Here is a 25481-nt window from a genome sequence, read left to right as displayed (position 1 = left end):
TGAAGAAAACGCGTCAGAACCGAAGCTCTCTCCGGTTTTCCGCCCGATGCCCGCCGCGTCAACGCGGCAGTAACCACTCTCATTTACGCTCCGCAAACCATAAGCACCGCGATCCGCGGCGCGCTTGGGTCGAGCGAGTTGTGTCATGTTGCGTTTGAAGATTCTGGCCTCGGTGGTCCCGCTTGCCGTGGCCGCGGTATTTGCCCGCGCCGAATTGCTGCCGGGTCCCCGGCCCTGCATCGAGATCGGCGGCGCAACGATGCAGATCGCATCGATCTCCTGGCTGGCCCAGCTTCACGTCAGCTTCACCGACGATCCCGGCCTTGCCACGGTCCGGGTCCAGATCGCCGACAGCGCCGAGGCCGCCGACTTCACCGTCATCGACGACATCGACGATGCCGAGGCCGGCGCATGCGAAAGCAACGCGAAGCCGCAGCTGATCGGGATTTCCGGCAATCCCTCGGCGAGCGATCCGGTGATCTACCTTTCGCATGACGGTCCGTCGGACTATCGCGTCTTCGTGCAGTCGAAGACGTTTTCGGCCCGCGATGCCGCGGCCCTGATCGTCAGCGCCCGCGGCGAACACCGCCGCCTCGAATCAGCGTCGCTTGCACCTCGCGCGCCCTCCGCCGCTCGGGTCCTGGCAGAGTTAACCCTCCGCTAACCCTGTTCCGAGGGCACCGCGAAACGGCCACCAACTTCAAGCACTTTGCAAGGTGACCGACGCATCGTCATCGGCAGATCAAGCACTCTCAGGGCCACCATTGATGGGGCGTTTCTTCCGGATCAAGTTACGCCTTCGCCGCTTCCTGCGGCGCCATTCCTGGGTCGCGACGATCGTCCGGTCCTTCACGATCTTCTCCATCGCATTCGGCAGCGCCTTCGGGTTCATTTCGGGCGCCCTCTCGCAGCAAAGCGGCTACGACCCCAATGCATTCGCGATCGGGGTCAGCTTCCTGTTCGCGCTCGCCTGCCTCTGGATCGTGACGCTCGGCATCCGCCTGCGGCTGATGCGCAGGAGGTTGCGCACCATCGCAATGCATAATGAGGCGATGGCCGACCGCAACTGGGAACTGCAGGAAGCCGAACAGCGCGCCTCTACCCTGTTCGAGGCGCAGGACGATTTGATCGTGCTGCGCGACATCGACGGCCGCATCACCTACGCCAACGACGCCTATTGCGAGCTGGCGCAGTCCTCCCGCAGCGAATTGATCGGCAGCAGCGCCACGCTCAAGGTGCTCGAACAGGGCGACACCGCGCTCGAAGCCAACGGTACGCGGGTCTACGACCAGAAGATCGAAGGCCCGCTCGGGCCGCGCTGGATCGCCTGGCGCGAGGGCCTCGTGCGCAACGATGCCGGCGCGCCTGCCGAGATGCAGAGCGTCGGCCGCGACGTCACTGACCGCACCGAGAGCGAACGGGCACTGGCCGAAGCGCGCGATCAGGCCGATGCCGCCAACCGCGCCAAGTCGCGCTTCCTGGCGATGGCGAGCCACGAGATCCGCACCCCGCTGAACGGCATCATCGGCATGAGCGGACTGTTGATGGACACCCAGCTGACGCCGGAGCAGACGACCTACGTCAAGGCGGTCAAGACCTCCGGCGACGCGCTGCTGGCGCTGATCGAGGAGCTGCTCGACTATTCCAAGATCGAAGCCGGCAAGATCGATCTCGAGCACCGCGCCTTTGCGCTGTCCGGCCTGATCGAGGACATCACCGAGCTGCTGGCGCCGCGCGCGCAGGCCAAGGGCATCGAGATCGCCGCCTATGTCGACGAGCGGCTGCCGATGCAGGTGGCCGGCGACGCCGCGCGGCTGCGTCAGGTGCTGCTCAACCTCGCCGGCAATGCCATCAAGTTCACCGCGAGCGGCGGCATCGCGCTGATCGTCGAGCCCGGCATCTGGCCGAACGAGATCAGCTTCCTGGTCCGCGACACCGGCATCGGCATCGCACCGGAAGCGCAGCAGCGCATCTTCCGGGAGTTCGAGCAGGCCGACGACCGCATCGCGCGCAGCTATGGCGGCACCGGCCTCGGACTTTCGATCAGCGACCGCATCGTCAAGCGAATGGGCGGCCGCATCACGCTCGCGAGCACGCCGGGCTCCGGCTCGACCTTCGAAGTATCGATCCCGCTCGCCGCCGCCGACACCGGCGAGGCCAACAGCTTCGCCGCGCCCGACCTCACCAGCCAGTCGATCATGCTGGTCGCACCGCACAGCATCGAGGTCTCGCTGATCTCGCGGCGGTTGCAGCGCTGGGGCGCGCAGACCTGCATCGTGTCGGACACCGGTGTCGCCGAGGCGCTGTTGCCGGAACGAAGCTGGCACGCCGTCCTGATCGACCACACGCTCGGCGCGCCGGCGATGGAGGCGTTTGCCAGCGCGGCGCGCCTTCATGCGACCCATCGCATCGTGATGTTCACGCCGGCGACGCGGCAGGAGCTGTCGGCCTCCGAGACAGCCATGTTCACCGGCTATCTGGTCAAGCCGCTGCGTGCGGCCTCGCTTGCCGCACGCCTGGTCGCGTCGCCCGAGATCGCGGCACCGAGCCTTGTCGGAGATCAAAGCCTTGCGATCGAGGCGATGGCCGAGCCCACGGCGGCCGCGGCCCCGGACAAGGGGCTCTCGATCCTGGTCGCCGAGGACAATGAGATCAACGCGCTCTTGATGCGCTCGCTTCTCACGAGGCTCGGCCACAACGTGGTCATCACCACCAATGGCGAGCAGGCGATGGAATCCTGGCTGTCGGCGACGTCAGCCGGCACGCCCTATGATCTCGTGCTGATGGACATCCAGATGCCGCGCCTCAACGGCATCGAGACCACCAAGCAGATCCGCGCGCATGAAGCCGGCCAGTCCGGACGCCGGACCCCGATCCTGGCGCTGACCGCCAACACGCTGGTGGAGGACCGCTACGCCTGCTTCGAAGCCGGCATGGACGGTTTTCTGATCAAGCCGCTCGACCGCGAGAAGCTGGAAGAAGCGCTCGCCGGCCTCGCCGCCGCGCGGCATATCGCGGCGTAGGCCACAAACTCCGCGTCGTCCCTGCTTTCGCAGGGGACGACGGCTGTGATGTGGTCTGCTTACTCCAGAAACACTACAGCCGGCGCAGCGCGACCGACTGCACCACGTGGTCAGCGCCCTTCTTGAGGATCAGCGTCGCGCGGGGGCGGGTCGGCAGGATGTTGTCCTCGAGATTGGCGAGGTTGGTGCGCTCCCAGATCGCGATCGCGGTCGCGGTCGCTTCCTCGTCCGACAGCGGCGCATAGCGGTGGAAGTAGGATCTTGGATCGGTAAACGCGGTGTCGCGCAGCGCCAGGAAGCGCTTGATGTACCACTGCCGCAGCGCGGCCTCGTCGGCGTCGATATAGACCGAGAAGTCGAAGAAGTCGGAGACGAACGGCACTGCCTTGCCGTCGCGCGGCAGCCGCCCGGTCTGCAGCACGTTGACGCCCTCGACGATCAGGATATCAGGCTGGTCGATCTCGACCCATTTGTTCGGCACGATGTCATAGGTCAGATGCGAATAGACCGGCGCGCGCACGCGGCGCCGGCCCGCCTTGATGTCGCTGAGGAACGACAGCAGCGTCGGCAGGTCGTAGCTTTCCGGAAAGCCCTTCTTCTGCATGATGCCCTGCCGCTCGAGCACGGCATTCGGAAACAGGAAACCGTCTGTCGTGATCAGGTCGACCTTCGGCCGCGGCGACCAGCGCGCCAGCAGCGCCTGCAGCACGCGGGCGGTGGTCGACTTGCCAACGGCGACCGATCCGGCGACGCCGACGATGTAGGGCATCTTGCGGTCGCGGATGTTGAGGAACTGGCGCTGCGAATAATATAGCCGCTGGGTCGCGTCGACATAGATCGAGAGCAGCCGTGACAGCGGAAGGTAGATGTCCTCGACCTCCTGCAAATCGAGGCGGTCGTGCATCGAACGCAGGCGGTCGAATTCGCCCGGCTCGAGCGTCATCGGCGTATCGTCGCGCAAATGCGACCATTGCTGGCGCGTGAAGGTGCGATAGGGGTTGTATTGCTGATCTGGTGCCCGGATGTCCATGAGGCTGCCCCTCTCAATGCGCTCGGTCATGTGCGCTAGTCGCGCTTGCGCGACGCTTTCTCTTCCAGTCCCGACATCGAGGTGCGCTTCTCCAGCGCGGCCTCGACATCCTCCAGCTTCACGCCGCGTGATTTCAATAGAACCAGCAAGTGAAACACGAGATCGGCACTTTCCGCGATGAGGTGATCGCGGTCATTCTCGACCGCGGCGATCACGGTCTCGACCGCTTCCTCGCCCAACTTCTTGGCGCAGTGCTCCGCGCCCTTGTCGAGCAGCTTGCGGGTATAGGACGCCTCGCCGCCCGCTGCAGCGCGGGCGTCGATGGTGGCGGCCAGATCGTGGACCGTGAAACGCGACATCAACTCAACTCAAACATGCGCACTGGCACCGCTCTTGTGCCATCCCTAAGTGGGGACTTAGCATTTTTGTGACAAGGAGTCCCAGATCACTCTGTTTCCGAACCACGCTCTACGGATCGAGCCGCATCGGCAGGCCGGCGCGCACCATGTGATCCTTGGCCTGGCGGATGGTAAATTCCCCGAAGTGGAAGATCGACGCGGCCAGCACGCCGGTGGCATGACCCTCGCGGACGCCATCCACCAGGTGATCGAGATTGCCGACGCCGCCGGACGCAATGACCGGTACGGGAACACTGTCCGCGATCGCCCGGGTCAGCGGCAGGTCAAAACCCTGCCTGGTGCCGTCGCGGTCCATCGAGGTCAGCAGGATCTCGCCGGCGCCGAGCGAGACGACCTCCTGGGCATATTCGATGGCCTCGATCCCGGTGGCATTACGCCCACCATGGGTGAAGATCTCCCAGCGGTCGGAGCCGCCCGCGCGCTTGACCCGCTTGGCGTCGATCGCGACCACGATGCATTGCTCGCCGTACTTCTCGGCGGCTTCCTTGACGAATTCGCGCCGGCTGACCGCGGCCGAATTGATCGAGACCTTGTCAGCCCCGGAGCGCAGCAGGGTCTTGATGTCGTCGACGGTGCGGACCCCGCCGCCCACGGTCAGCGGCATGAAGCAGGCCTCCGCCGTCCGCCGCACCACATCCAGCATGATGCCGCGGTTCTCATGGGTGGCGGTGATGTCGAGGAAGGTGAGCTCGTCGGCGCCTGCGGCGTCATAGGCGATCGCGGCCTCGACCGGGTCGCCGGCGTCGCGCAGATCGACGAAGTTGACGCCCTTGACCACGCGCCCGTCCTTGACGTCGAGGCAGGGGATCACGCGAACCTTGAACATATGTCTGTCTCCTAGGCCGCGCTGCGGATCAGCTTGAGCGCGGCGGCCGGATCAAGCCGTCCGTCATAGAGCGCGCGGCCGACGATCGCGCCGGCGAGCTCCTTGGCGCGCGGCTCCAGCAGTCCCTTGACGTCATCGATCGAGGCAAAGCCGCCGGAGGCGATCACCGGAATGGAAATGCGATCGGCGAGCGCGATGGTCGCATCGAGGTTGAGGCCCTTGAGCAGGCCGTCGCGGGCGATGTCGGTGAAGATGATCGCAGCGACCCCGGCATCCTCGAAGCGCTGCGCGATCTCGAGCGCCGTCACATGCGAGGTCTCGGCCCAGCCTTCGACCGCGACCTTGCCGTCGCGTGCATCGAGGCCCACCGCCACGCGGCCGGGGAATGTCTTCGCCGCGCCCTTCACGAGCTCGGGATCGCGTACCGCCGCGGTGCCGATGATGACGCGCGTGATGCCCTTGTGGAGCCAGGCCTCGATGGTCTTGAGGTCGCGGATGCCGCCGCCGAGCTGCACCGGCATGGTGACGGCCTTCAGCATCGCCTCCACCGCATGCGCGTTCATCGGCTTGCCGGCGAAGGCGCCATCGAGATCGACGACGTGGAGATATTCGAAGCCCTGCGCCGCGAAGCTCGCCGCCTGCGCCGCCGGATCGAGATTGAACACGGTGGCGCGCGCCATGTCGCCCTGCTCCAGGCGCACGCACTGGCCGTTCTTCAGATCAACCGCTGGAAAAAGAATCACGGCTTCCACTTCAAGAAATTCGAGATCAAAGCGAGGCCGAAGCGCTGGCTCTTCTCGGGGTGAAACTGGGTACCGATCGCGGTGTCCTTGCCGACGATCGCGGTCACCGGCCCGCCATAGTCGGCACGCGCCAGCACGTCCGCCTCGTTGGCGGCGTTGAGGTGATAGGAGTGCACGAAATAGGCGTGCCGCCCCTTCGGCCCGAGCGGCAGCCGCTCCAGCACCGGATGCTCGCGCACCATGTCGAGCGTGTTCCAGCCCATATGCGGGACCTTCAGGCTTTCGTCGCGCGGCGCGATCTTCTCGACATCGCCGCCGATCCAGTTGAAGCCCTCGGTGATCACATGCTCCTTGCCGCGCGTCGCCATCAGCTGCATGCCGACGCAGATGCCGAAGAACGGCCGCGCCTTGACCCGCACCGCTTCGGTGAGCGCTTCCAGCATGCCGTCGACCGCGTCGACACCGCGGCGGCAATCGGCGAACGCGCCGACACCGGGCAGCACGATGCGATCGGCGCGATACACCGCATCGGGATCGCGCGTCACCTTGATGGCTTGCGGATCCTCCATGCTGCGCGCGGCGCGCTCAAACGCCTTGGCCGCCGAATGCAGATTGCCGGAGCCGTAATCGATGATTGCAACCGTCATCGCGATCCTCCTGGCTCTGGAAACAATCCGATAATGCCGCCCTGCGGCATCGGCGGCGGTTTTGAGAATGACTGGCCCGGAACGTCCCGGGTCGGCGGCGGCCCGCCGCGATCCACCGACCGCTGATCATTGACGACGCCGCGATGCCGCGCGCTCCAGCGCTCGAAGAAGCGGTGCTCGGCAGCCAACACATTGTCGGCCACGACGATGTCGAGCTGGCGCCATTTGCGCCGCGACAGGGTCCAGCGCTGCAGGGTCGCGGCCTCCAGCCCGAGCAACAGCATCAGCACCAGGTCGACCAGGAAGATCGCTCCGCGGCCGACGCCGAGCTTGGCCAGGGCGAAATCGATCGCAAGGGTCAGCACGAGCCAGCCGATCAGTGCCAGCCAGAGCCTGTTCCAGGCCAGCCAGATCACGCCCGCAACCGCGGCCCAGAAATGGAAGCCGTCGCGCACGAAGACGATTTTGTCGGCCGCCGAAAGATCGGCGCCGTTGGCCACGGGGGCATGCACTGTATAGACCGGCATCGAACGCTCCGCCGAGGATGGACTCTACTTAAGGCATGATCTTCCGGAAAACCGGCACCACCTTTTCCGGATCATGCACCCGGAGATCAGCCGCCGAGCTGACCCTTGGTCGAGGGCACTTCGCCCTGGGCCCGCGGATCGATCGCGACCGCCGTCCGGAGCGCCCTCGCCAAACCCTTGAAACAGGATTCGGCGATATGATGGCTGTTCTCGCCATATAGGGTCTCGACGTGGAGAGTCACGCCGGCGTTCATCGCGAAGGCATTGAACCATTCGCGCACCAGCTCGGTGTCGAACTCGCCGATCTTGTCGCGGGGGAATTCGGCCTTGAACACCAGCACCGGACGGCCGGAAATGTCGATCACGACGCGCGACAGCGTCTCGTCCATCGGCATGTGGATCGAGGCGTAGCGGGTGATGCCGGCCATGTTGCCGAGCGCCTGCTTCACGGCCTGGCCGAGCGCGATTCCGACGTCCTCGGTGGTGTGGTGGTAATCGACATGGAGATCGCCATCCGCCTTCACCGTGATGTCGATGCGCGAATGGCGGGCCAGGAGGTCGAGCATGTGGTCGAAGAAGCCGATCCCGGTCGAAACCGTGGATACGCCTGCTCCGTCGAGGTTGACCGTCACCTCGATGTCGGTCTCCTTGGTCTTGCGCTTGATGGTTGCGGTGCGCATGAAGATTAAGCTTTCCCGTGCCGAAAACGCCGGTCTTTTAACAGGCTGATGTCACCTTCGCTACTGCGGGATGACCTCGAAACGCCCTAACTTCCGGCCATGGTGACCGGAAATCCTTGTCGATTTAATTCTGACGCGTTTTCTTCACGCGAACCGGTGCCCACTTCGCTCGAAAACGCTCCGATTTTACCCCGATTGTAACCCCCTGCCCGACCGCCTAAATCTGCCCGGAAGAGAGGTAACCTATGCAAGCATCCCAAAATGAGCTGCCGGTCTGGCATGGCACCACGATCTGCACGGTCCGCAAGGGCGGCAAGGTGGTGATCGGCGGCGACGGGCAGGTCTCGATCGGCCAGACCGTTATCAAGGCCAACGCCAAGAAGGTCCGCCGGATCGGCAAGGGCGACGTGATCGGCGGCTTTGCCGGCGCCACCGCCGACGCCTTTACCCTGTTCGAGCGGCTGGAAAGCAAGCTGGAGCAATATCCGGGGCAGCTGACCCGGGCGGCCGTCGAGCTCGCCAAGGACTGGCGGACCGACCGCTATCTGCGCCGGCTGGAGGCCATGATGATCGTGGCCGACAAGGACGTCTCCTTGGTGCTGACCGGCACCGGCGACGTGCTGGAGCCCGAGTCGGGTGTGATGGCGATCGGTTCCGGCGGCAATTATGCCCTCGCCGCGGCCCGTGCCCTGGTCGACACCGACAAGGATGCCGAGACCATCGTCCGCCGCGCGCTCGATATCGCCGCCGATATCTGCGTCTACACCAACCGGAACGTGACGATCGAGACGATCGGCGGCTGAGCATGGCCGGCCCCTTCCGCTTCCGACCAATGACGCGGGACGACCTGCCGCAGATCAAGCGGTGGCTGGCGTTGCCGCATGTCCGGGAATGGTGGGGCGATCCGGCCGAGCAATATGCGCTGGTCAGCGACGACCTCGACGAGCCGGCGATGGACCAGTCCATCGTCGCGACCGATGAGGGCGATATCGGCTATATCCAGTGCTACGACCTGACGGCGTGGAATTCAGGCTTCGGTACGCATCCGGCCGGCACGCGCGGCATCGATCTCTTCATCGGCGAGCCGACGATGATGCAGGGCGGCCACGGTTCGGCGCTGATCCGCGCCTTTGTCGACGAGCGGCTGGCGCAAGGCGCGCCGCGCATCGTCACCGATCCCGATCCGGAGAACCCGCGCGCGATCCGCGCCTATGAGAAGGCCGGCTTTCAGAAGCTGCGCATGGTCGAGACGCCTGACGGTCCGGCGCTTCTGATGGCCCGCAACGCATGACGCTCGCGCGCAACCCCGTCACCGGCGTTTCAGCGTGGCAATGGCTGGCGATCGCAGCCGCGCTGCTCGCGCTGCAGGCGGCGCTGCTCCATGCGATGGGCCGCTTGCCGATCTGCGCCTGCGGCTATGTCAAACTCTGGCACGGCACGGTGCAGAGCTCGGAGAATTCGCAGCACATCGCCGATTGGTACACGCTGTCGCATGTACTGCACGGCCTGCTGTTCTACGGCCTGACCTTCCTCCTGCTGCCGCGCCTCACCTGGCCGGGGCGGCTGATTGTCGCGATGCTGATCGAGGGCAGCTGGGAGCTCGTCGAAAACTCCAACTGGATCATCGAGCGCTACCGCGCTGGCACGATCTCGCTGGACTATTATGGCGATACCATCGTCAATTCGGTATCGGACACGCTTGCGATGGTTTTAGGCTTCCTGCTGGCACGCAAGCTGCCGATCGCCGTAACCGTCGCGCTCGGCGTCCTGTTCGAACTCGTGATGCTGCTCCACATTCGCGACAATTTGACACTGAACATCATCATGCTGATCCACCCGTTCGAGGCGATCAGGCAGTGGCAGGCAGGGCCGCCCATCATTTAGCGGATCATGCCTTGGAAGACCGCCGCTTGCCGAGACCGCCATTTCAACCTAGCTAGAGCCAATGACCGACTTCTCCCCCCGTGAAATCGTTTCCGAACTAGACCGCTTCATCGTCGGCCAGACCGACGCCAAGCGCGCAGTGTCGATTGCGCTGCGTAACCGCTGGCGGCGGCTGCAGCTTGCTGGTTCCTTGCGTGAGGAGGTTCTGCCCAAGAACATCCTGATGATCGGGCCGACCGGCGTCGGCAAGACCGAGATCGCGCGGCGGCTGGCCAAGCTTGCCGGCGCGCCGTTCCTCAAGGTCGAGGCCACCAAGTTCACCGAGGTCGGCTATGTCGGCCGCGATGTCGAGCAGATCGTCCGCGACCTCGTCGAGGTCGCGATCGCGCAGACCCGCGAACGCAAGCGCAAGGACGTCCAGGCCCGTGCCCAGCTGGCCGCCGAGGAGCGCGTGCTGGATGCGCTGGTCGGCCCGGGATCGAGCCCGGCGACGCGGGAGTCGTTCCGCAAGAAGCTGCGCGCCGGCGAGCTCAACGACAAGGAAATCGAGATCGAGACGCAGTCGGGTGGCAGCGGCATGCCGATGTTCGAGATCCCCGGCATGCCCGGCGCCCAGATGGGTGCGATCTCGCTCGGCGACATCTTCGGCAAGATGGGCGGCCGCAGCAAGACCCGCCGCCTGACGGTGGAAGGTTCGCACGAAATCCTCGTCAACGAAGAATCCGACAAGCTGCTCGACACCGATCAGCTGGTGCAGGAGGCGATCAGCGCGGTCGAGAACAATGGCATCGTCTTCCTCGACGAGATCGACAAGATCTGCGTGCGCGAGAACCGCCAGGGCGGCGACGTCTCGCGCGAAGGCGTGCAGCGCGACCTGCTGCCGCTGATCGAGGGCACCACGGTCTCGACCAAGCACGGTGCGGTCAAGACCGACCACATCCTGTTCATCGCCTCGGGCGCCTTCCATATCGCCAAGCCGTCGGACCTGCTGCCGGAGCTGCAGGGCCGCCTGCCGATCCGCGTCGAGCTGCAGGCGCTGTCGCGCGACGACATGCGCCGGATCCTGACCGAGCCGGAAGCGTCGCTGATCAAGCAATATGTCGCGCTGTTGAAGACCGAGGGCGTCACGCTCGACATCACCGACGGCGCGATCGACGCGCTGGCCGACGTTGCGGTCGCGGTCAATTCCACGGTCGAGAACATCGGGGCGCGGCGGCTGCAGACCGTGATGGAACGGGTGCTGGACGAGATCTCCTTCACCGCGCCCGATCGCCACGGCGAGACCATCCAGGTCGACGCCGACTACGTCACCAAGCATGTCGGCGACCTCGCCAAGAACGCCGATCTGAGCCGGTTTATTTTGTAGGCAGTCGAGTTAGAATCGTCGTCCCTGCGAAAGCAGGGACCCATAACCACCGGCGCCCATTGTTGAAGCAAGCTGCAGCCCCAGCGTTGGTCAAACGCAGGCCTGTGGTTATGGGTCCCGGCTCGCGCTTCGCTTGGCCGGGACGACAATGAGTTTGAAGCAAGGATGGTGGCAAAACCCCTGGCGCCTGATGCTGGCCGTCAACGCGGCCGTGCTGGTCGGGGTGTTCCTGCACAAGATCGCGCTGCCGCCCTTCGTCCCCTACATCCATCTGCTGGTCGATTATCATTACGGCTTCACCAAGCGCGCGCTGATCGGCGCGATCGTCTCGCTGTTCACCGACAAGGTGCCGGTGTGGCTGGTGTTCGCGCTGGCCGGGGCGATCTGGCTGATCACGCTTGGCCTGTTCATCAGGCTGTTTCAGCGGACATTCGGCTTCGACGACGCGCATTGGCCGCTGTTCGTCTTCATCGCGGGATCGCCGTTCTTCCTGAAGAATTTCATGCACACGCTCGGCCATTTCGACATCTATGGCTGTGCGCTCGCGATCGTGCTGCTGCTGATCCCGGCGCGCTCGGTCATGTACGTAGTGATTGCGGCGCTGGTCTCGATCCTGCTGATCCTGGTCCACCACATCTTCGTCCTGATGTATGTGCCGACGATTGCGGCAATCGTGGTGCTGCGCTTCTACCTGGTGCAGGGCGCGACGCCGCGAAACATCGCTACTGGGCTGGCGACGCTTGCCGCAGTCGGCATCCTGTTCCTGGTTGCGCAATTCGCCGGCACGGTCGACGTGCCGTATGACGAGTTCATCCGCCACCTGCAAAGCCGGATGGCCGATCCATCGCGCACCGACCTGCTTGAGTTCGGCTACATCTGGTACCAGCCGCTGTCGAAGGAGTTCGCCGATACCTGGGCGCGCATGCCCTCGAACATCCTCGGCGTCCCGGTCTTCGCGCTCTTGATCTGGCTGCACACGCCGTTGTGGCGCTATTTCGCGCGGCTGATCGAAGCGCTCGCCAGCGAACTGCACCGCCGGATCGTGATGTCAGCGCTCGCCGTGATCAGCACCGGCTATTTCGTGATGTTCGTGACCGTGTTCGACTATTCGCGCTGGATCTCGAACTGGGCGGTCTGCATGTTCCTGATGCTGCACGCCGTGAAGATGCTGCCGGCGTCGAAGGACGTGCCGCTGATCCCGGCAGACGATCGCAAGACGACGATCTTCGGCTGGATCGTCACGCTGATCCCGCGCGTCGGGATCGTCCGCCCGTTCTAATATTTTTCAGCGCGCGCGCCGGACGCGCACATAAAGCGCACCTTCGCCGCCATGGCCGATATGCGCTTCCTCGAAGCCGACCACCAGCGAGCGGAATTCCGGCAGGCTGAGCCATTCCGGCACCTGGCGACGCAGCACGCCGCGCTCGGAATCCAGGCCGCCGACCTTGCCCTTGCCGGTGATGACCAGCACGAAGGTGAGCCCGTCGCTGTGCGCGCGTTGCAGGAAGGTGAACAGCACGCGATGCGCGCGGATCTGCGTCATGCCGTGCAGATCGAGCCGGGCATCGATCCCCTGCCGGCCTCGCGACAGCTTTGCCCGCTCGCGGCGGCCGATCGGTGCCAGCGGCGGCGCTTGCGGGCGCGGCGGCGGCGCAGCCTTGAGTGAATTAACCGGCTTGACCGGGACGGGTTTCGCCGCGGCGTGATGGCTGGCCGGATCAGAGGCCGCGGCATGTGCCTTGGCGGCGGCCGGTCGCTTGCGCAGCGGCTTGACCTGTTTCGCCACGCTCTCCCAGAGCGCACGCTCCTCTTCGCTCAGCGCGCGCTTGCGCCGCGACGGAGCGGACAGATCGGGGATCGGCGCGGGTCGTTTCATTGATCGCGGTGATGGCGAGTGCGCCGATATCGCCGCTTCTCCGGTTGCGGAATGTCCGGCCGGGCTACCGGCAACGGCACCGGTTCTGCCACAGGCGCCGCCTGTGCAACAGAGGTCGTTGCAGTCGGCGCCGGGGGCACGGCGTCCTTCGTGGCCGGGGTCTGGGCGGCGTGATTGGCCGCGTCTTTCGTCGCACCCTTGGCGAGGCCTGCCGTCGGCACATCCGCGGCCTTCGCCGCCGGTTGGTCCTTCTGCGGATCGGTCTGCGGAAACAGTTTTGCGATCTTGGCCGACGGCCGCTCGTCCGGGACGGGCAGCTTGTGGCCGCGCACGACGGGGTCGAGACCCCTGGGCACCAGCATGACGAACTGCATGTTGTGCCGCAGCCGGCCCGAGACCTTTCCGGCGTCGGCGCCGGCGCCGAAATAGAGATCGGCGCGCGCCGGGCCGACGATCGCCGATCCGGTGTCCTGCGCGATCATCAGCCGGTGGAACGGCGTCTTCGATTGCTCGGAATCGATCGGCAGCTCGCCGGCGATGAAGAACGGCGTGCCGTAGACATGCAGCGCCTTGTCGACCGCGATCGAGCGGCCCGGCGTCAGCGGCACGCCCTGCGCGCCGACGGCCTCGTCCTTGTCGGACAGCGGGACCTGCCGGAAGAACACGTAGGAGCGGTTCGATCGCCGCAGCTCGTTGGCGCCGTCAGGGTTCTGCTCCATCCATTCCCTGATCTTCTGCATCGACATCTGGTCCTTCGGGATGATGCCGCGATCGATCAGGGCGCGGCCGACCGCCGTATAGGGATAGCCGTTATGCGCGTCGTAATTGATGCGCAGCGTGGTGCCGTCCTCGAACTTGATCCGCGCCGAGCCCTGGATCTGCGCGAATAGGAGATCGGTCTGGCTCTTCAGCCAGGCGAGCTCGAGCCCGCGGCCGGCGATCACGCCATCCTCGATCTGGGCGCGGTCGTAATAGGGCACGAGCTTGCGCCGGCCGATCTTGCGATACACCGCGCCGCCATTGGGCAGGCCAGTCGAAGCCTGCGTCTTGCCGCGCACGAACAGGTTGGAGGGACGGCGATAGACCGGAACGTTGTAGACGTCGGTCTGGGTCCGCGATCCCTCGAGCACCGGCTCGTAGTAACCGGTGACGAAGCCGGCGTCCTCGCCGAGCCGCGAGATGCGCAGCGGGACGAAATTCTGCTCAAAGAACTCCTTGGCCTTGACGCCGTCGCCGAGCTCGAGCCCCTTGGCGATCCGGCAGGGATCGCGCAGCGAGCTGCCGAGCGCCTTGGAGTCCGCCGGCGCGCCCTGCTGGGCCGCGATCGGCTTGCAGCTGGTGCGAAACGCCTTGTAGGCGGCAAGATGGTCGTCGTCGCTCCAGCCGGAGACATTGGCCCAGGCGAGCGGCTCATACTGGCTGCCGCTGACCTGCAGCGGCAATTCCAGATTGGGATAGGGGATCGGGTGAGAATGCTCGTGCCGCGGCGGCGGGTGCCGGCTCGACCGGTAACGCGCAGCGATCGCCGCGGTAGAGCACAGCACCGCGAGCGCGCAGCACGCGACGGCGAGGCGCCCGTAGCTGAGATGTTTAGTGAGCGCTTCCAGTGCCAACCAGCTTCCAATTCGGATCGCGGGAAGTCGAGTCGCGGGCGAATGTCCAGATGTCGGTGATGTCGGCAACCTTGTCCGGGCTGCCGTCAACGATGGTGCCCGCCTTGTCGCGCGTCACCGAGATCATCTGCGACACGAAACGGACGGTGAGCTGGGTCGAGCGATCGCGCGCCTCGGCGCTGACGATCTCGGCCTTGTCGATCGAAACGAACCGCGTCTCGGTCTTCTGCTCGTGCTTCTCGCGATCCTTGATCGCGGTCTCGAAGCTTTCATAGACCTCGGTCGACAGCAGGTCGCGCAGCGCTCGGCGATCGCCATTGGCGAAGGCCAGCACGATCATTTCATAGGCCGAGCGGGCGCCTGAGAGGAAATGCTGCGGATCGAACGAGGGGTCCTGGACAGCGACAGCGTCGAGACCCTGCGCGAGCGGCGTGCCCGGTTCGGCAGTGCCCTTCCAGCGGTCGGAAGGTTCCGCCGGCTCGGCTGACGGCACCGGCGGCGGCTGGTCGATGACCGATCCCGGCATCGGCACGACGTTGTTATCCTGGCCACGCTGCAAGACGTTGGGAGCGGCGCGATCATAGGGCGGCCGCTCGCTTCCCGTGCGCTGTCCAAGAACGCTGCGCAGGCGCAGGAAGATGAACACGGCCAGCGCCAGGAAGATGATGGTGTAGATATCCACGTCGAATTCGCTTTCTGGTCTCTGCCGGCAACCGGCCGGGCGTCAAAGCGTTCCCGGTCGGGAACGGCAGAGATTACATCACCGTTTGAGTCCGCAGCATGTAGGCACGAAACTAAGCCCGGCCAATGGCGCTTTTTGGCACGGGCAAGTGTAGCGCGTTTTAACCCCGGGGGGAAACCCGTTCCTTTCAGGAAATCACGCATCTTCAATAATTTAGGAAGCTGTTAAGAGATTGGGCGGAGTTGCGCCAGCAGCGCTTTGCCAAGGAATTTGGCCGCACCCCCGCCCCGGCGCGCTCGCTCGTCCTGCTTGTGGACCGAGCCGGGCCTATGATAGCCACTCGCCCGGCATCGGCATTCCCAACACCTTAACGCGTGCCGTCGGACACTCTGTCCATCGAGCGCTGCTCCAGGAGACATTTCATGACCAATGGCAACGGCGCCCCCGTCGAACAGGCCCCTCCCCAGCTCAACGTGCTGGCGCAGTACACCAAGGACCTGTCGTTCGAGAACCCTAATGCGCCGGCCTCGCTCGGCCAGCAGCAGCAGCAGCCGGCGATCAACATCCAGATCAACGTCTCCGCCAACAACCTGTCGGAAAATGAGTACGAGGTCATCCTCTCGGTCGAGGGCAAGGCCGAGACGGCAGGCAAGGTGATGTTCAGCTTCGATCTCGCGTATGCCGGCGTGTTCCGGATCGTGAATGTGCCGAAGGAGAACCTGCACCCGCTGGTCATGATCGAGTGCCCGCGGCTGCTTTTCCCGTTCGCCCGCGAGATCGTCGCGACCTCGGTCCGCGACGGCGGCTTCCCGCCCCTGTTGCTCGACCCCGTCGACTTCCTCGGCCTCTACCGCCAGAACATGGAGCGGCAGGCCGCCGCCCAGGCCGCCTCCGGCGTCAAGCCGAGCTGAGTCACGGTTCGAGAAGTATAACGCCCGGGGAAGTGTAATCCGTCATCCTGAGGAGCCCGCACCTGCGGGCGTCTCGAAGGATCGACGGCCACCAGCCGGGCCGTGCATCCTTCGAGGCTCGCCCAGCGGCGCAAGTGCGCCGCAAGGCTCGCACCTCAGGATGACGGAACTAAGAGTTCAAGCCGCCGGGGCTTCGGCCGGCGCTGGCGGCGGCAAATAATCATTCCAGATCGGCTTGTCGCCGAGCGTGGCAACGAAGGCCCGGTGGGCTTCTCGATCCGCGTCGCTGACCCGCGCCAGTAGCGGCGTCTCGCGCTGCCGCCGAGGCGAATCACCATGGCTGCCCGCACGCGCATCCGAAGTTTCCGACGCCAGGATGAGCTGCGACTGCCGCGCCCCAATCAGGTCGATATAGACCTCGGCCAGCAACTCGGCGTCGAGCAGAGCGCCGTGCTTGGTGCGACGGGAATTGTCGATCTGATAGCGCGAGCAGAGATCGTCGAGCCGGTTCGACACTCCGGGATGCTTGCGGCGCGCCAGCAGCAGCGTATCGACCAGCCGGTCCTTCGGGATTGCCCGCCGCTTGATACGGTCGAGCTCGGCGTTGATGAAGCTGATGTCGAACGACGCATTGTGGATCACCAGTGGCGTATCGCCGATGAAGGCCAGGAATTCGTCGACCACTTCATTGAACAGCGGCTTACTGGCCAGGAACTCGGTCGACAGCCCGTGCACGGCGAACGCTTCTGCCGGCATGTCGCGCTCGGGATTGATGTAGACGTGGTAGGTCTGACCGGTCGGCATGCGGTTGAATATCTCGACGCAACCGATCTCGACCAGCCGGTCGCCGCGCAGCGGATCGAGGCCAGTGGTTTCGGTATCGAGAACGATTTCGCGCATGACGTGAAGCAATCCGAAAAGCGGCGAATCAGACGCGCCGTTTCGGCATCTTAGCAACCTCGGCCAGAATGTCGCGGATGCGCGCCCGCACCGGATCAAGTCCGCGCGAGGTATCCACGACGAAATCCGCGCGCTTGCGCTTCTCGGCGTCCGGCATCTGCTTGGCGATGATGGCGTCGAGTTTCGCGGCATCCATCGTGCCGCGCGCCAGCACGCGCTCGCGCTGCAGTTCCGGCGATGTCGTCACGACCACAACGGCATCGACGCGCTTCTCGCCGCCGGTCTCGAACAGCAGCGGTATATCGACGACGACGATCGGGGCGCCGGCGGCCTCCGCATCGGCAAAGAATTTCTGCCGCGACGCGCCGAGCATCGGATGCACGATCTGCTCGAGCTGCTTTATCGCCGCAGCGTCGTGCACCACGCGTGCCGACAGCTTGGCGCGGTCGACCTTGCCATTGGCGGTGGTGCCGGGAAAAGCGGCTTCGATCGCCGGCGCCGCTTCGCCTTCGTAGAGTTGATGCACGGCCGCATCGGCGTCGTAGACCGGCACGCGGGCCTCCATGAATAATTTGGCCGTGGTGGATTTTCCCATCCCGATCGAGCCGGTCAGTCCAAGAATCAGCATCGGATCAACATCGCGTCAACATCGGTTCAGCATCTCTCCGTTACCATACGCCTCATACCGCGAGCAGCTTCTCGCGGCGCAGGAACGCAAGCAGCGACAATAGCGGCAGGCCGAGAATGGTGAAATGGTCGCCTTCGATCCGCTCGAACAGATGCACGCCCAGACCCTCGAGCTGGTAGGCGCCGACGCTGGTCGTCACCGCCGCCCCGGCCTGGTCGAGATAGGCGTCGATCTCGCCGGCAGCGAGCCGCCGCATCGTCATGCGAGCCACGCTCACATCGCCGAACAGAGCCCTTCCGTCACGCGCCACCGCGACGGCTGAATGCAGCTCATGGGTCTCTCCGGCGAGCAGACCGAGCTGCTCGGCGGCCTGCGCGCGGCCGGCAGGCTTGCTGAACATCCGCTGCCCCAGTGCCAGGGTCTGATCGGCGCCGACGACATATTGGCCCGGCTTCTGCCTTGAAATGAACAGCGCCTTCTCGCGCGCCAGCAGCGATGCGATCTCGCCCGGCGCCGAAAGTCCGGAATCCTTCTGCACCGCGCGCTCGTCGATATCGGCCGGCAACGCCTCGAAATCGAGCCCGGCGTTTTCGAGCAGCATCTTTCGCGCGCGGCTTTGCGATGCGAGGATCAGCTGCTGTGGGCCGCGCCAGATACTCATGACGTGAAGATCACTCCGACGGCCGTGCGCGCTGGCGATCGTTATAGAGCTTCATGATCGCGGCGGCCGTCTCCTCGATCGAACGCCGCGTCACGTCGAGCAGCGCCCAGTTGAACTTCGCGCTCAGGCGCCGCGCAAACGCGACCTCGTCGGCCACCGCCTGCTTGTCGATGTAGGTGTCGTTGTCGCGGTCGCCCATGGTGAGCAGGCGGTTCTGCCGGACCTGGATCAGGCGCTCCGGCGTCGCATGCAGGCTGACCACCAAGGGCTTCTTCAGGGTCTCGAGCTGATGCGGCAACGGGATGCCGGGCACCAGCGGCACATTCGCGGTGCGGATGCCGCGGTTGGCGAGATAGATCGAGGTCGGCGTCTTCGACGTACGGGACACGCCGACCAGGACGACGTCGGCGTCCTCGAGGCCTTCGACATGCTGACCGTCGTCATGGATCATCGTGTAGTTCAGCGCGTCGATCCGGGCGAAATACTCCGCGTTGAGCACATGCTGCGCGCCGACACGGCCGGTCGTCGCGGCGCCCAGATACGCCTCGAACAACTGCATCACCGGCCCGATGATCGACAGGCTCGGAACGTTGATTTCCTTGCACTTGCCCTCGAGCCGGCCGACCAGGTCCTTCTCCAGCAGCGTGAACAGGACGATGCCGGGTGATTCCTCGATCTCGTCAAGCACGCGATCGAGCTGCTTCTGGCTCCGCACCAGCGGATAGACATGCTCGACCGCGGTCACATTGGCGTATTGCGCGGCGACCGCGCGCGCCACCGTGATCAGCGTCTCGCCGGTCGAATCAGACACCAGATGCAGGTGGAAATAGTTGGAGGTCGTCGGCACCAAAGCCCCTGTCTATCCTGTGAATCCCTGTGGAGGTCGAGGAGAACAATCCGGGTCCGCCGGCCGGCCCCTGTATATCTCGCCCAGTTCTTCACAGCACTGCCGAAAAGGACAAGTCGACGTCATGGCAAGGATGATAGTGAACCGGTGTGGATTTGTCTCTTGATAAGCTGACCACAGACGTACGCAACCAATTGAGTCGAGGAACAGATTCCCGACATCCGTCTACGCCGGCCGTAATGTTGAGGGATGTGAACAAGACCGTGAGAGGCATTGGACCGCGTTGCATGAGTCAAATTCACCGCTACTTAGACTCAAACCTTAGATTCTAAACTTAATTAGTTTTAGGAAAGCCGTGTGAGCGGATATGTATCCGTCCCTCGCTTGCAGCGCTTGCTCGCAACGCTGAACCCGCCCGAGCTGTTCCCCGAAAGGCATCCCTGCGATGTACGACTGGATCAAGGCCCTGCACGTCGTTGCCGTGATCTCGTGGATGGCGGGAATGCTCTATCTGCCGCGGTTGTTCGTCTATCATTGCGATTCCGAAGCCGGCTCGAAGCAGTCCGAGACCTTCAAGGTCATGGAGCGGCGGCTTGTGAAGGCAATCATCAACCCGGCGATGATCGTGACCTGGCTGGCCGGGCTTTATTTGGCCTCGGCCGGACACTGGTACCTATCGGGCTGGTTTCACGTCAAATTTGCGCTGGTGCTCGTCATGTCGGGTATCCACGGCTTTTTGTCCCGCTGCGTGAAGGATTTCGCCGCCGACCGGAATCAACGTAGCCAGAAATTCTACCGCATTATCAACGAGGTGCCGACGCTTCTGATGGTCCTGATCGTGATCATGGTGGTTGTGAAGCCGTTCTAGACATTGCGATGCCTGGGAAGCATGCTTCAGTTCTTCTTGCGAAGGACGGATCGATTTTCTATATAGGTTTTATCCCACCCCACGCAGGCGGATGTGGTCGCGTTTCGGTTCTTTTCGGGCCGGCGCCGCATCAGGTTTGAAGCCCAAACGGCACTTTCCTGGCTGAGACCTGCGGACCTTCCTTTGGCGTCCGCTTTTTCCAAGCCACCTCGCACCCCTTCCCTACCTACTTCCTCACAGGACGACCCCAATGCGGGAAATCAAACTCCAGGACCTCAAATCGAAAACGCCGGCCGAGCTCGTCTCGTTTGCGGAAGAGAACGGGGTCGAGAATGCCAGCACCATGCGCAAGCAGGAGCTGATGTTCGCAATTCTCAAGCAGCTCGCGATCGCCGAGACCGACATCATCGGTGAAGGCGTTGTCGAGGTGCTGTCCGACGGCTTCGGCTTCCTTCGTTCGCCCGACGCGAACTATCTGCCCGGCCCCGACGACATCTACGTTTCACCGTCGCAGATCCGCCGTTTCGGCCTGCGCACCGGCGACACGATCGAAGGCCACATTCGCAGCCCGAAGGAAGGCGAACGCTATTTCGCGCTGCTGAAGGTCAACACGCTCAATTTCGAAGACCCGGAAAAGTCGAAGCACAAGGTCAATTTCGACAACCTCACGCCGCTGTTTCCCAATCAGCGTTTCCGCATGGAGCTTGAGGATTCCACCAAGAAAGACCTTTCAGCACGCGTGATCGATATCGTCGCGCCGATCGGCAAGGGCCAGCGCGCGCTGATCGTGGCGCCGCCGCGCACCGGCAAGACGGTGCTGATGCAGAACATCGCGCACTCCATCACCGCCAATCATCCCGACTGCTATCTGATCGTGCTGCTGATCGACGAACGTCCGGAAGAAGTCACGGACATGCAGCGCTCGGTGAAGGGCGAGGTGGTGTCGTCGACCTTCGACGAACCCGCCGTGCGTCACGTCCAGGTCGCGGAGATGGTGATCGAGAAGGCGAAGCGCCTCGTCGAGCACGGCCGCGACGTCGTGATCCTGCTCGATTCGATCACGCGCCTCGGCCGCGCCTACAACACCGTGGTGCCGTCATCCGGCAAGGTGCTGACCGGCGGTGTCGACGCCAACGCGTTGCAGCGCCCGAAGCGCTTCTTCGGCGCCGCGCGCAACATCGAGGAGGGCGGTTCGCTGACCATCATCGCGACCGCGCTGGTCGATACCGGCAGCCGCATGGACGAAGTCATCTTCGAAGAGTTCAAGGGCACCGGTAACTCCGAGCTGATTCTCGACCGCAAGGTCTCGGACAAGCGGACCTTCCCGGCGATCGATATTGCTCGCTCCGGCACCCGCAAGGAGGAGCTCATCACCGATCCTCAGGTGCTGAAGAAGATGTACGTCCTGCGCCGCATCCTCAATCCGATGGGCACCATGGATGCGATCGACTTCCTGCTCGACAAGCTCCGGAACACGAAGAGCAACTCGGAATTCTTCGATTCCATGAACACCTGAGGCCACGGCCGAAGAGGATAGGGCGCTCCGCACAAGCGGGGCGCCTTTTTTCATGCTGCGGATTTGCTGCAGCAGGGTGCAGCATAAACTGGGCCATCTGGCGTACCGAATATTTATACAACTGTCTGATATAATTTATATTTCTGTCGCATAGGTGTGCCCCGGGCAGCGTTGCTGCAGCAAAATTGCTGCGCGGTTGCTGCAACGAAACTCGATAATGCTGCAATGCAGCATTAAGCGGTATTGCCTGCGAAATGGAAGCGGCATTGCCTTTGCCGATTTGCTGGAAGAAATAGGCGATGCATCTGCGCGACCAAACCATCTTTGCGCTGTCCTCGGGACGGCCACCGAGCGCGATCGCCATCATCAGGCTGTCTGGCCCAATGGCCGAGTCGGTCATTGCCGGCTTGGCCGGCAAGACGCCGGTTCCGCGGATGGCGAGCCGGGTGCTGCTGCGTGATCCGAAACACCAACCGATCGATGACGCGGTGGTGTTGTGGTTTCCCGGCCCGGCAAGTGCCACCGGCGAGGATGTCGCCGAATTCCATGTCCATGGCGGACGCGCGGTTTTGTCGGCGATGTTCGACGCGATCGCGGCATTCGAGAATGTGCGGCCGGCGGAGCCCGGCGAGTTCACGCGGCGGGCGTTCGAGAACGGCAAGCTCGACCTCACCGAGGCCGAAGGCCTCGACGATCTGATCCACGCCGACACCGACCGTCAGCGGCGGCAGGCGCTGCGCCAGCTGAAAGGGCTGCTCGGCGATCGCGCGCGTGACTGGCGCGAGCGGATCATCGCGGCGTCGGCGTTGATCGAGGCCGGCATCGACTTCTCCGATGAAGGCGATGTGCCGGCGGAGCTGGTCGCGCCGGCGCTTGAGCGGGTCCGGGCGCTGCATGATGAGATCAAGCAAGTGCTTGCGGGGCAGGGGCAAAGCGAGCGGCTGCGCGACGGCCTGGTGGTCGCGATTGCAGGTCCGCCGAACGTTGGCAAGTCGACCCTGATCAATCAACTCGCCCGGCGCGAGGTCGCGATCGTCTCGCCGCATGCCGGCACGACGCGTGATGTGATCGAGGTGCAGCTCGATCTCGACGGCTATCCTGTCACGGTGATCGACACCGCGGGGATCCGCGAGACCAATGACCCGGTCGAGCAGGAGGGCGTCCGCCGCGCCCGCGCCCGCGCCGCCGAAGCGGACCTCGTGCTGTGGCTGGCCGACAGCGGCGGCGCCAAGGTCGGGCATGGCGGAACGACGCCAACCTGGCTGGTACGAAACAAAATTGACCTCGTCAGGGCTCCGTCGGGTGAGGGAGGCAATCACCCCGAATTCAGGATCTCGGCTGCTCGCGGCGACGGCCTCTCCGAGCTCATCGCCGCACTGGTGGGTTTCGCTCACGACTATTTTGCGACCAGCGAAGGCGGTTTGATCAGCCGGACCCGGCAGCGCGGATTGCTCCAGGAGACCGTCGAATCTCTCCAGCGCAGCATCGACGTGGTGGGGCAGGGCGAGGAACTCGCTGCCGAGGAACTTCGTAGGGCGGCCTATTCGCTGGGCCGCCTGCTCGGCCGGGTCGACGTCGAGGACATCCTGGACGTCATCTTCCGCGAATTCTGCATAGGGAAGTAGCGGACAACCCATTTGTTTCACGTGAAACATGGTTTCGATCTGGTTAACGAACCCTCGTCCCGTTCACGTGAAACAACCGCGTGGTGTGATCGTGCTGTTTCACGTGAAACACCACTGTCCGTCATTGAGCGCGAAGCGAGTTGTCCCGCGGAAGTCTAGCGAAGGTGGAAGCAGTCGATATCTGCTCCAGCCTGGGTCCTCAGCCTGACGACCCCAACTTCGTTCTTCCGGCTTTCGTCACTCCGCGATAGAAGTCCCGCCATGACTTCCAGGGCAGACTCATTCGACGTCATCGTCATCGGCGGCGGCCATGCCGGCTGCGAGGCCGCGAGCGCGTCTGCCCGGATGGGCGCGAAGACCGCCTTGGTGACCCATCGTTTTGCGACCATCGGCGCGATGTCCTGCAATCCGGCCATCGGCGGGCTCGGCAAGGGCCATCTGGTCCGCGAGGTCGATGCTTTGGACGGCCTGATGGGTCGGGTTGCCGACGCCGGCGGCATCCAGTTCCGCATGCTCAATCGCCGCAAGGGTCCGGCAGTCCGCGGCCCCCGGGCCCAGGCCGACCGCAAGCTCTATGCCGCCGCGATGCAGGCGGCGATCACCGAGACTGCGAACCTGAGCGTCATCGAAGGCGAGGCAGACGAGCTTATCGTCGTTGATGGCCGCGTCACCGGCATTCGCCTGGGCGACGGCCGTCAGCTTTCAGCGGGTGCGGTTGTCATCACGACCGGCACCTTCCTCCGTGGCCTGATTCATCTCGGCGAGAAGAACTGGCCGGCGGGCCGGGTCGGCGAAGCACCGGCCATGGGCCTGTCAGCCTCGTTCGAGCGGGCAGGATTTGTGCTCGGCCGGCTCAAGACCGGGACGCCTCCGCGCCTCGACGGCACCACGATCGACTGGTCGGCGGTCGAAATGCAGCCCGGGGACGACCCGCCGGAGCCGTTTTCGGTCATGACGGACCGGATCACGACGGCACAGATCCAGTGCGGCATCACCCGGACCACGCCGGCGACCCATGAGGTGATCCGGGCCAATGTGCATCGTTCGCCGATGTATTCCGGCCAGATCAAGAGCTCCGGACCGCGCTATTGCCCCTCGATCGAGGACAAGATCGTCCGGTTCGGCGATCGCGACGGCCATCAGATCTTCCTGGAGCCGGAGGGGCTCGACGACACCACGGTCTATCCCAACGGGATCTCGACCTCGCTGCCGGAAGAGGTCCAGCTCGCCATCCTCGCCAGCATCCCCGGCCTTGAGCGGGTAAAGATGGTCCGGCCGGGCTATGCGATCGAATACGACCACGTCGATCCCCGCGAGCTCGATCCGACCCTGCAGACCAAGCGTCTAGGTGGGCTTTTCCTGGCCGGCCAGATCAATGGCACCACAGGTTATGAGGAGGCGGCGGGGCAGGGCATCGTCGCCGGGCTCAATGCCGCCCTGGCGGCCGGCGGGGCCGACCCGATCGTGTTCGACCGCGCCGACGGCTATCTCGGGGTGATGATCGACGACCTCGTGACCCGCGGGATCACTGAACCCTATCGTATGTTCACCTCACGCGCCGAATATCGGCTGACACTGCGGGCCGATAATGCCGACCAGCGGCTGACCGACAAGGGTATCGCACTCGGATGCGTCGGTGCGGCGCGCGCGGGGCGTCACCGGACCAAGATGGCGGCGCTGGAGGGCGCCAAGACCTTGGCGAAGTCGCTCGCGATCACCCCCAACGAAGCTGCGAAGCACGGGCTGTCGCTCAACCGCGACGGGCACCGTCGCACGGCGTTTGAGCTGCTGGCTTATCCCGAGATTGAGTGGCCTGCGGTCCAGGCGATCTGGCCGGAGCTGTCGGCCATTGACCCTGCTATCGCGGTGCATCTCGAGATCGATGCCAAATACGATGTCTATCTGAAGCGCCAGACCGCTGACGTCGACGCCTTCCGGCGCGATGAGGGCCTGGTCCTGACCGATGTCGACTATGCCGACGTGCCGGGTCTCTCGAATGAAGCGCGCGCCAAGCTGCAGATGGCGCAGCCGCGCACGGTCGGGCAGGCGGGCCGGATCGACGGCATGACGCCGGCGGCGCTGGGTATTTTGGCCGCCTATCTGCGGCGCGAAGCGCGACGGAAATCAGCCAAGGCCATCGCCTGACGTTTCACGTGAAACGTACGAGCTGAGCGCTTATCTTTTGCGGGGCGGAGGCGATTCCATCGCC

General features: G+C 64.4%; 26 protein-coding genes. 12 read left to right on the top strand and 14 right to left on the bottom strand.

Annotation, left to right across the window (positions count from 1 at the left end; translation table 11 throughout):
- Positions 1–145: 145 nt before the first annotated feature.
- Together V5279_RS00205 and V5279_RS00200 are read left to right on the top strand one after the other, a co-directional pair.
- Positions 146–664 carry a hypothetical protein gene (locus V5279_RS00205; RefSeq protein WP_338694067.1) on the top strand — a complete coding sequence of 173 codons (519 nt, stop codon included), beginning with the start codon at positions 146–148 and terminating at the stop codon, positions 662–664.
- A 103-nt stretch (positions 665–767) separates the two neighbouring features.
- Entirely contained in the window at positions 768–3023 is a 2256-nt protein-coding gene (locus tag V5279_RS00200; RefSeq protein ID WP_338694065.1) for a PAS domain-containing hybrid sensor histidine kinase/response regulator, read from the top strand.
- A 73-nt stretch (positions 3024–3096) separates the two neighbouring features.
- On the opposite strand, the gene coaA is transcribed toward V5279_RS00200, so the two are convergent.
- The 7 genes from coaA to hisB form a co-directional block, all read right to left on the bottom strand.
- Complete coding sequence (gene coaA, locus V5279_RS00195; protein ID WP_029080991.1) at positions 3097–4053, bottom strand: type I pantothenate kinase; 957 nt, start codon at positions 4051–4053, stop codon at positions 3097–3099.
- A gap of 35 nt (positions 4054–4088) precedes the next feature.
- Positions 4089–4412: a phosphoribosyl-ATP diphosphatase gene (locus V5279_RS00190; protein ID WP_029080990.1), complete on the bottom strand. Its 324-nt coding sequence runs from the start codon at positions 4410–4412 to the stop codon at positions 4089–4091.
- Positions 4413–4521: 109 nt separating this feature from the next.
- Positions 4522–5298, bottom strand: a complete 777-nt coding sequence (gene hisF / locus V5279_RS00185; protein WP_029080989.1) for an imidazole glycerol phosphate synthase subunit HisF — start codon at positions 5296–5298, stop codon at positions 4522–4524.
- A gap of 11 nt (positions 5299–5309) precedes the next feature.
- Positions 5310–6041, bottom strand: coding sequence for a 1-(5-phosphoribosyl)-5-[(5-phosphoribosylamino)methylideneamino]imidazole-4-carboxamide isomerase (hisA, locus tag V5279_RS00180; protein ID WP_338694062.1), 732 nt, complete (start codon positions 6039–6041; stop codon positions 5310–5312).
- On the bottom strand, positions 6038–6688 hold the full coding sequence (gene hisH, locus V5279_RS00175) for an imidazole glycerol phosphate synthase subunit HisH (protein WP_338694060.1): 651 nt from the start codon (positions 6686–6688) through the stop codon (positions 6038–6040). The genes hisA and hisH overlap by 4 nt, the downstream gene beginning before the upstream one ends.
- Complete coding sequence (locus V5279_RS00170) at positions 6685–7215, bottom strand: DUF2628 domain-containing protein (RefSeq protein WP_338694058.1); 531 nt, start codon at positions 7213–7215, stop codon at positions 6685–6687. The genes hisH and V5279_RS00170 overlap by 4 nt, the downstream gene beginning before the upstream one ends.
- Positions 7216–7301: 86 nt before the next feature.
- Complete coding sequence (gene hisB, locus V5279_RS00165; protein ID WP_029080985.1) at positions 7302–7895, bottom strand: imidazoleglycerol-phosphate dehydratase HisB; 594 nt, start codon at positions 7893–7895, stop codon at positions 7302–7304.
- A gap of 245 nt (positions 7896–8140) precedes the next feature.
- On the opposite strand from hisB, the gene hslV reads away from it, so the two are divergent.
- The 5 genes from hslV (at position 8141) to V5279_RS00140 (ending at position 12424) form a co-directional block, all read left to right on the top strand.
- Positions 8141–8698 (top strand): ATP-dependent protease subunit HslV, encoded by a 558-nt coding sequence (gene hslV / locus V5279_RS00160; protein WP_024583062.1) that lies wholly within the window; start codon positions 8141–8143, stop codon positions 8696–8698.
- A gap of 2 nt (positions 8699–8700) precedes the next feature.
- Positions 8701–9186, top strand: coding sequence for a GNAT family N-acetyltransferase (locus V5279_RS00155; protein WP_338694050.1), 486 nt, complete (start codon positions 8701–8703; stop codon positions 9184–9186).
- The gene (locus V5279_RS00150; RefSeq protein ID WP_338694048.1) at positions 9183–9779 is read left to right on the top strand and encodes a DUF2585 domain-containing protein; all 597 of its coding nucleotides are present in this window, start codon (positions 9183–9185) and stop codon (positions 9777–9779) included. Before V5279_RS00155 ends, V5279_RS00150 begins: the two co-directional genes overlap by 4 nt.
- A 61-nt stretch (positions 9780–9840) precedes the next feature.
- Positions 9841–11145: an ATP-dependent protease ATPase subunit HslU gene (gene hslU / locus V5279_RS00145; RefSeq protein WP_338694046.1), complete on the top strand. Its 1305-nt coding sequence runs from the start codon at positions 9841–9843 to the stop codon at positions 11143–11145.
- A 148-nt stretch (positions 11146–11293) separates the two neighbouring features.
- Positions 11294–12424 carry a hypothetical protein gene (locus V5279_RS00140; protein ID WP_338694044.1) on the top strand — a complete coding sequence of 377 codons (1131 nt, stop codon included), beginning with the start codon at positions 11294–11296 and terminating at the stop codon, positions 12422–12424.
- Positions 12425–12430: 6 nt separating this feature from the next.
- Here the strand turns inward: V5279_RS00140 and V5279_RS00135 are convergent, their stop codons facing one another.
- Genes V5279_RS00135 through V5279_RS00125 form a run of 3 tightly spaced genes read right to left on the bottom strand, consistent with a single transcriptional unit; the run spans position 12431 to position 15316 of the window.
- Entirely contained in the window at positions 12431–13021 is a 591-nt protein-coding gene (locus V5279_RS00135) for a Smr/MutS family protein (protein ID WP_338694042.1), read from the bottom strand.
- The gene (locus V5279_RS00130) at positions 13018–14634 is read right to left on the bottom strand and encodes a murein transglycosylase A (RefSeq protein ID WP_414645884.1); all 1617 of its coding nucleotides are present in this window, start codon (positions 14632–14634) and stop codon (positions 13018–13020) included. The genes V5279_RS00135 and V5279_RS00130 overlap by 4 nt, the downstream gene beginning before the upstream one ends.
- Positions 14612–15316, bottom strand: a complete 705-nt coding sequence (locus V5279_RS00125) for a Tim44/TimA family putative adaptor protein (protein ID WP_029080979.1) — start codon at positions 15314–15316, stop codon at positions 14612–14614. The genes V5279_RS00130 and V5279_RS00125 overlap by 23 nt, the downstream gene beginning before the upstream one ends.
- 422 nt (positions 15317–15738) lie before the next feature.
- On the opposite strand from V5279_RS00125, the gene secB reads away from it, so the two are divergent.
- A complete protein-coding gene (gene secB, locus V5279_RS00120) occupies positions 15739–16227 on the top strand; it encodes a protein-export chaperone SecB (protein ID WP_029080978.1) in 489 nt (162 codons plus the stop codon).
- Between the two features lie 177 nt (positions 16228–16404).
- On the opposite strand, the gene dnaQ is transcribed toward secB, so the two are convergent.
- From dnaQ to V5279_RS00100, 4 genes are read right to left on the bottom strand one after another with little or no spacing between them, the layout of a single operon-like run.
- Entirely contained in the window at positions 16405–17127 is a 723-nt protein-coding gene (dnaQ, locus tag V5279_RS00115; RefSeq protein ID WP_166300131.1) for a DNA polymerase III subunit epsilon, read from the bottom strand.
- A gap of 28 nt (positions 17128–17155) precedes the next feature.
- Complete coding sequence (gene coaE / locus V5279_RS00110; RefSeq protein WP_338694036.1) at positions 17156–17755, bottom strand: dephospho-CoA kinase; 600 nt, start codon at positions 17753–17755, stop codon at positions 17156–17158.
- Between the two features lie 52 nt (positions 17756–17807).
- On the bottom strand, positions 17808–18416 hold the full coding sequence (locus V5279_RS00105) for a Maf family protein (protein WP_338694034.1): 609 nt from the start codon (positions 18414–18416) through the stop codon (positions 17808–17810).
- A gap of 10 nt (positions 18417–18426) precedes the next feature.
- Entirely contained in the window at positions 18427–19263 is an 837-nt protein-coding gene (locus V5279_RS00100; RefSeq protein ID WP_029080974.1) for a pyruvate, water dikinase regulatory protein, read from the bottom strand.
- 445 nt (positions 19264–19708) lie between these two features.
- Between V5279_RS00100 and hemJ the strand changes: the two genes are divergently transcribed.
- From hemJ to mnmG, 4 genes are all read left to right on the top strand, one after another.
- On the top strand, positions 19709–20131 hold the full coding sequence (gene hemJ / locus V5279_RS00095) for a protoporphyrinogen oxidase HemJ (RefSeq protein ID WP_338694031.1): 423 nt from the start codon (positions 19709–19711) through the stop codon (positions 20129–20131).
- A gap of 250 nt (positions 20132–20381) precedes the next feature.
- Positions 20382–21647, top strand: a complete 1266-nt coding sequence (gene rho, locus V5279_RS00090) for a transcription termination factor Rho (protein ID WP_021078151.1) — start codon at positions 20382–20384, stop codon at positions 21645–21647.
- Between the two features lie 299 nt (positions 21648–21946).
- A complete protein-coding gene (gene mnmE / locus V5279_RS00085; protein ID WP_338694023.1) occupies positions 21947–23272 on the top strand; it encodes a tRNA uridine-5-carboxymethylaminomethyl(34) synthesis GTPase MnmE in 1326 nt (441 codons plus the stop codon).
- 261 nt (positions 23273–23533) lie between these two features.
- Positions 23534–25417, top strand: a complete 1884-nt coding sequence (gene mnmG / locus V5279_RS00080; RefSeq protein ID WP_338694021.1) for a tRNA uridine-5-carboxymethylaminomethyl(34) synthesis enzyme MnmG — start codon at positions 23534–23536, stop codon at positions 25415–25417.
- The last annotated feature ends 64 nt before the right edge of the window (positions 25418–25481 follow it).

The sequence above is a fragment of the Bradyrhizobium sp. 26S5 genome (assembly GCF_036923295.1).
GTDB lineage: Bacteria > Pseudomonadota > Alphaproteobacteria > Rhizobiales > Xanthobacteraceae > Bradyrhizobium > Bradyrhizobium septentrionale.
This window is presented reverse-complemented; position numbering and strand designations above follow the sequence as displayed.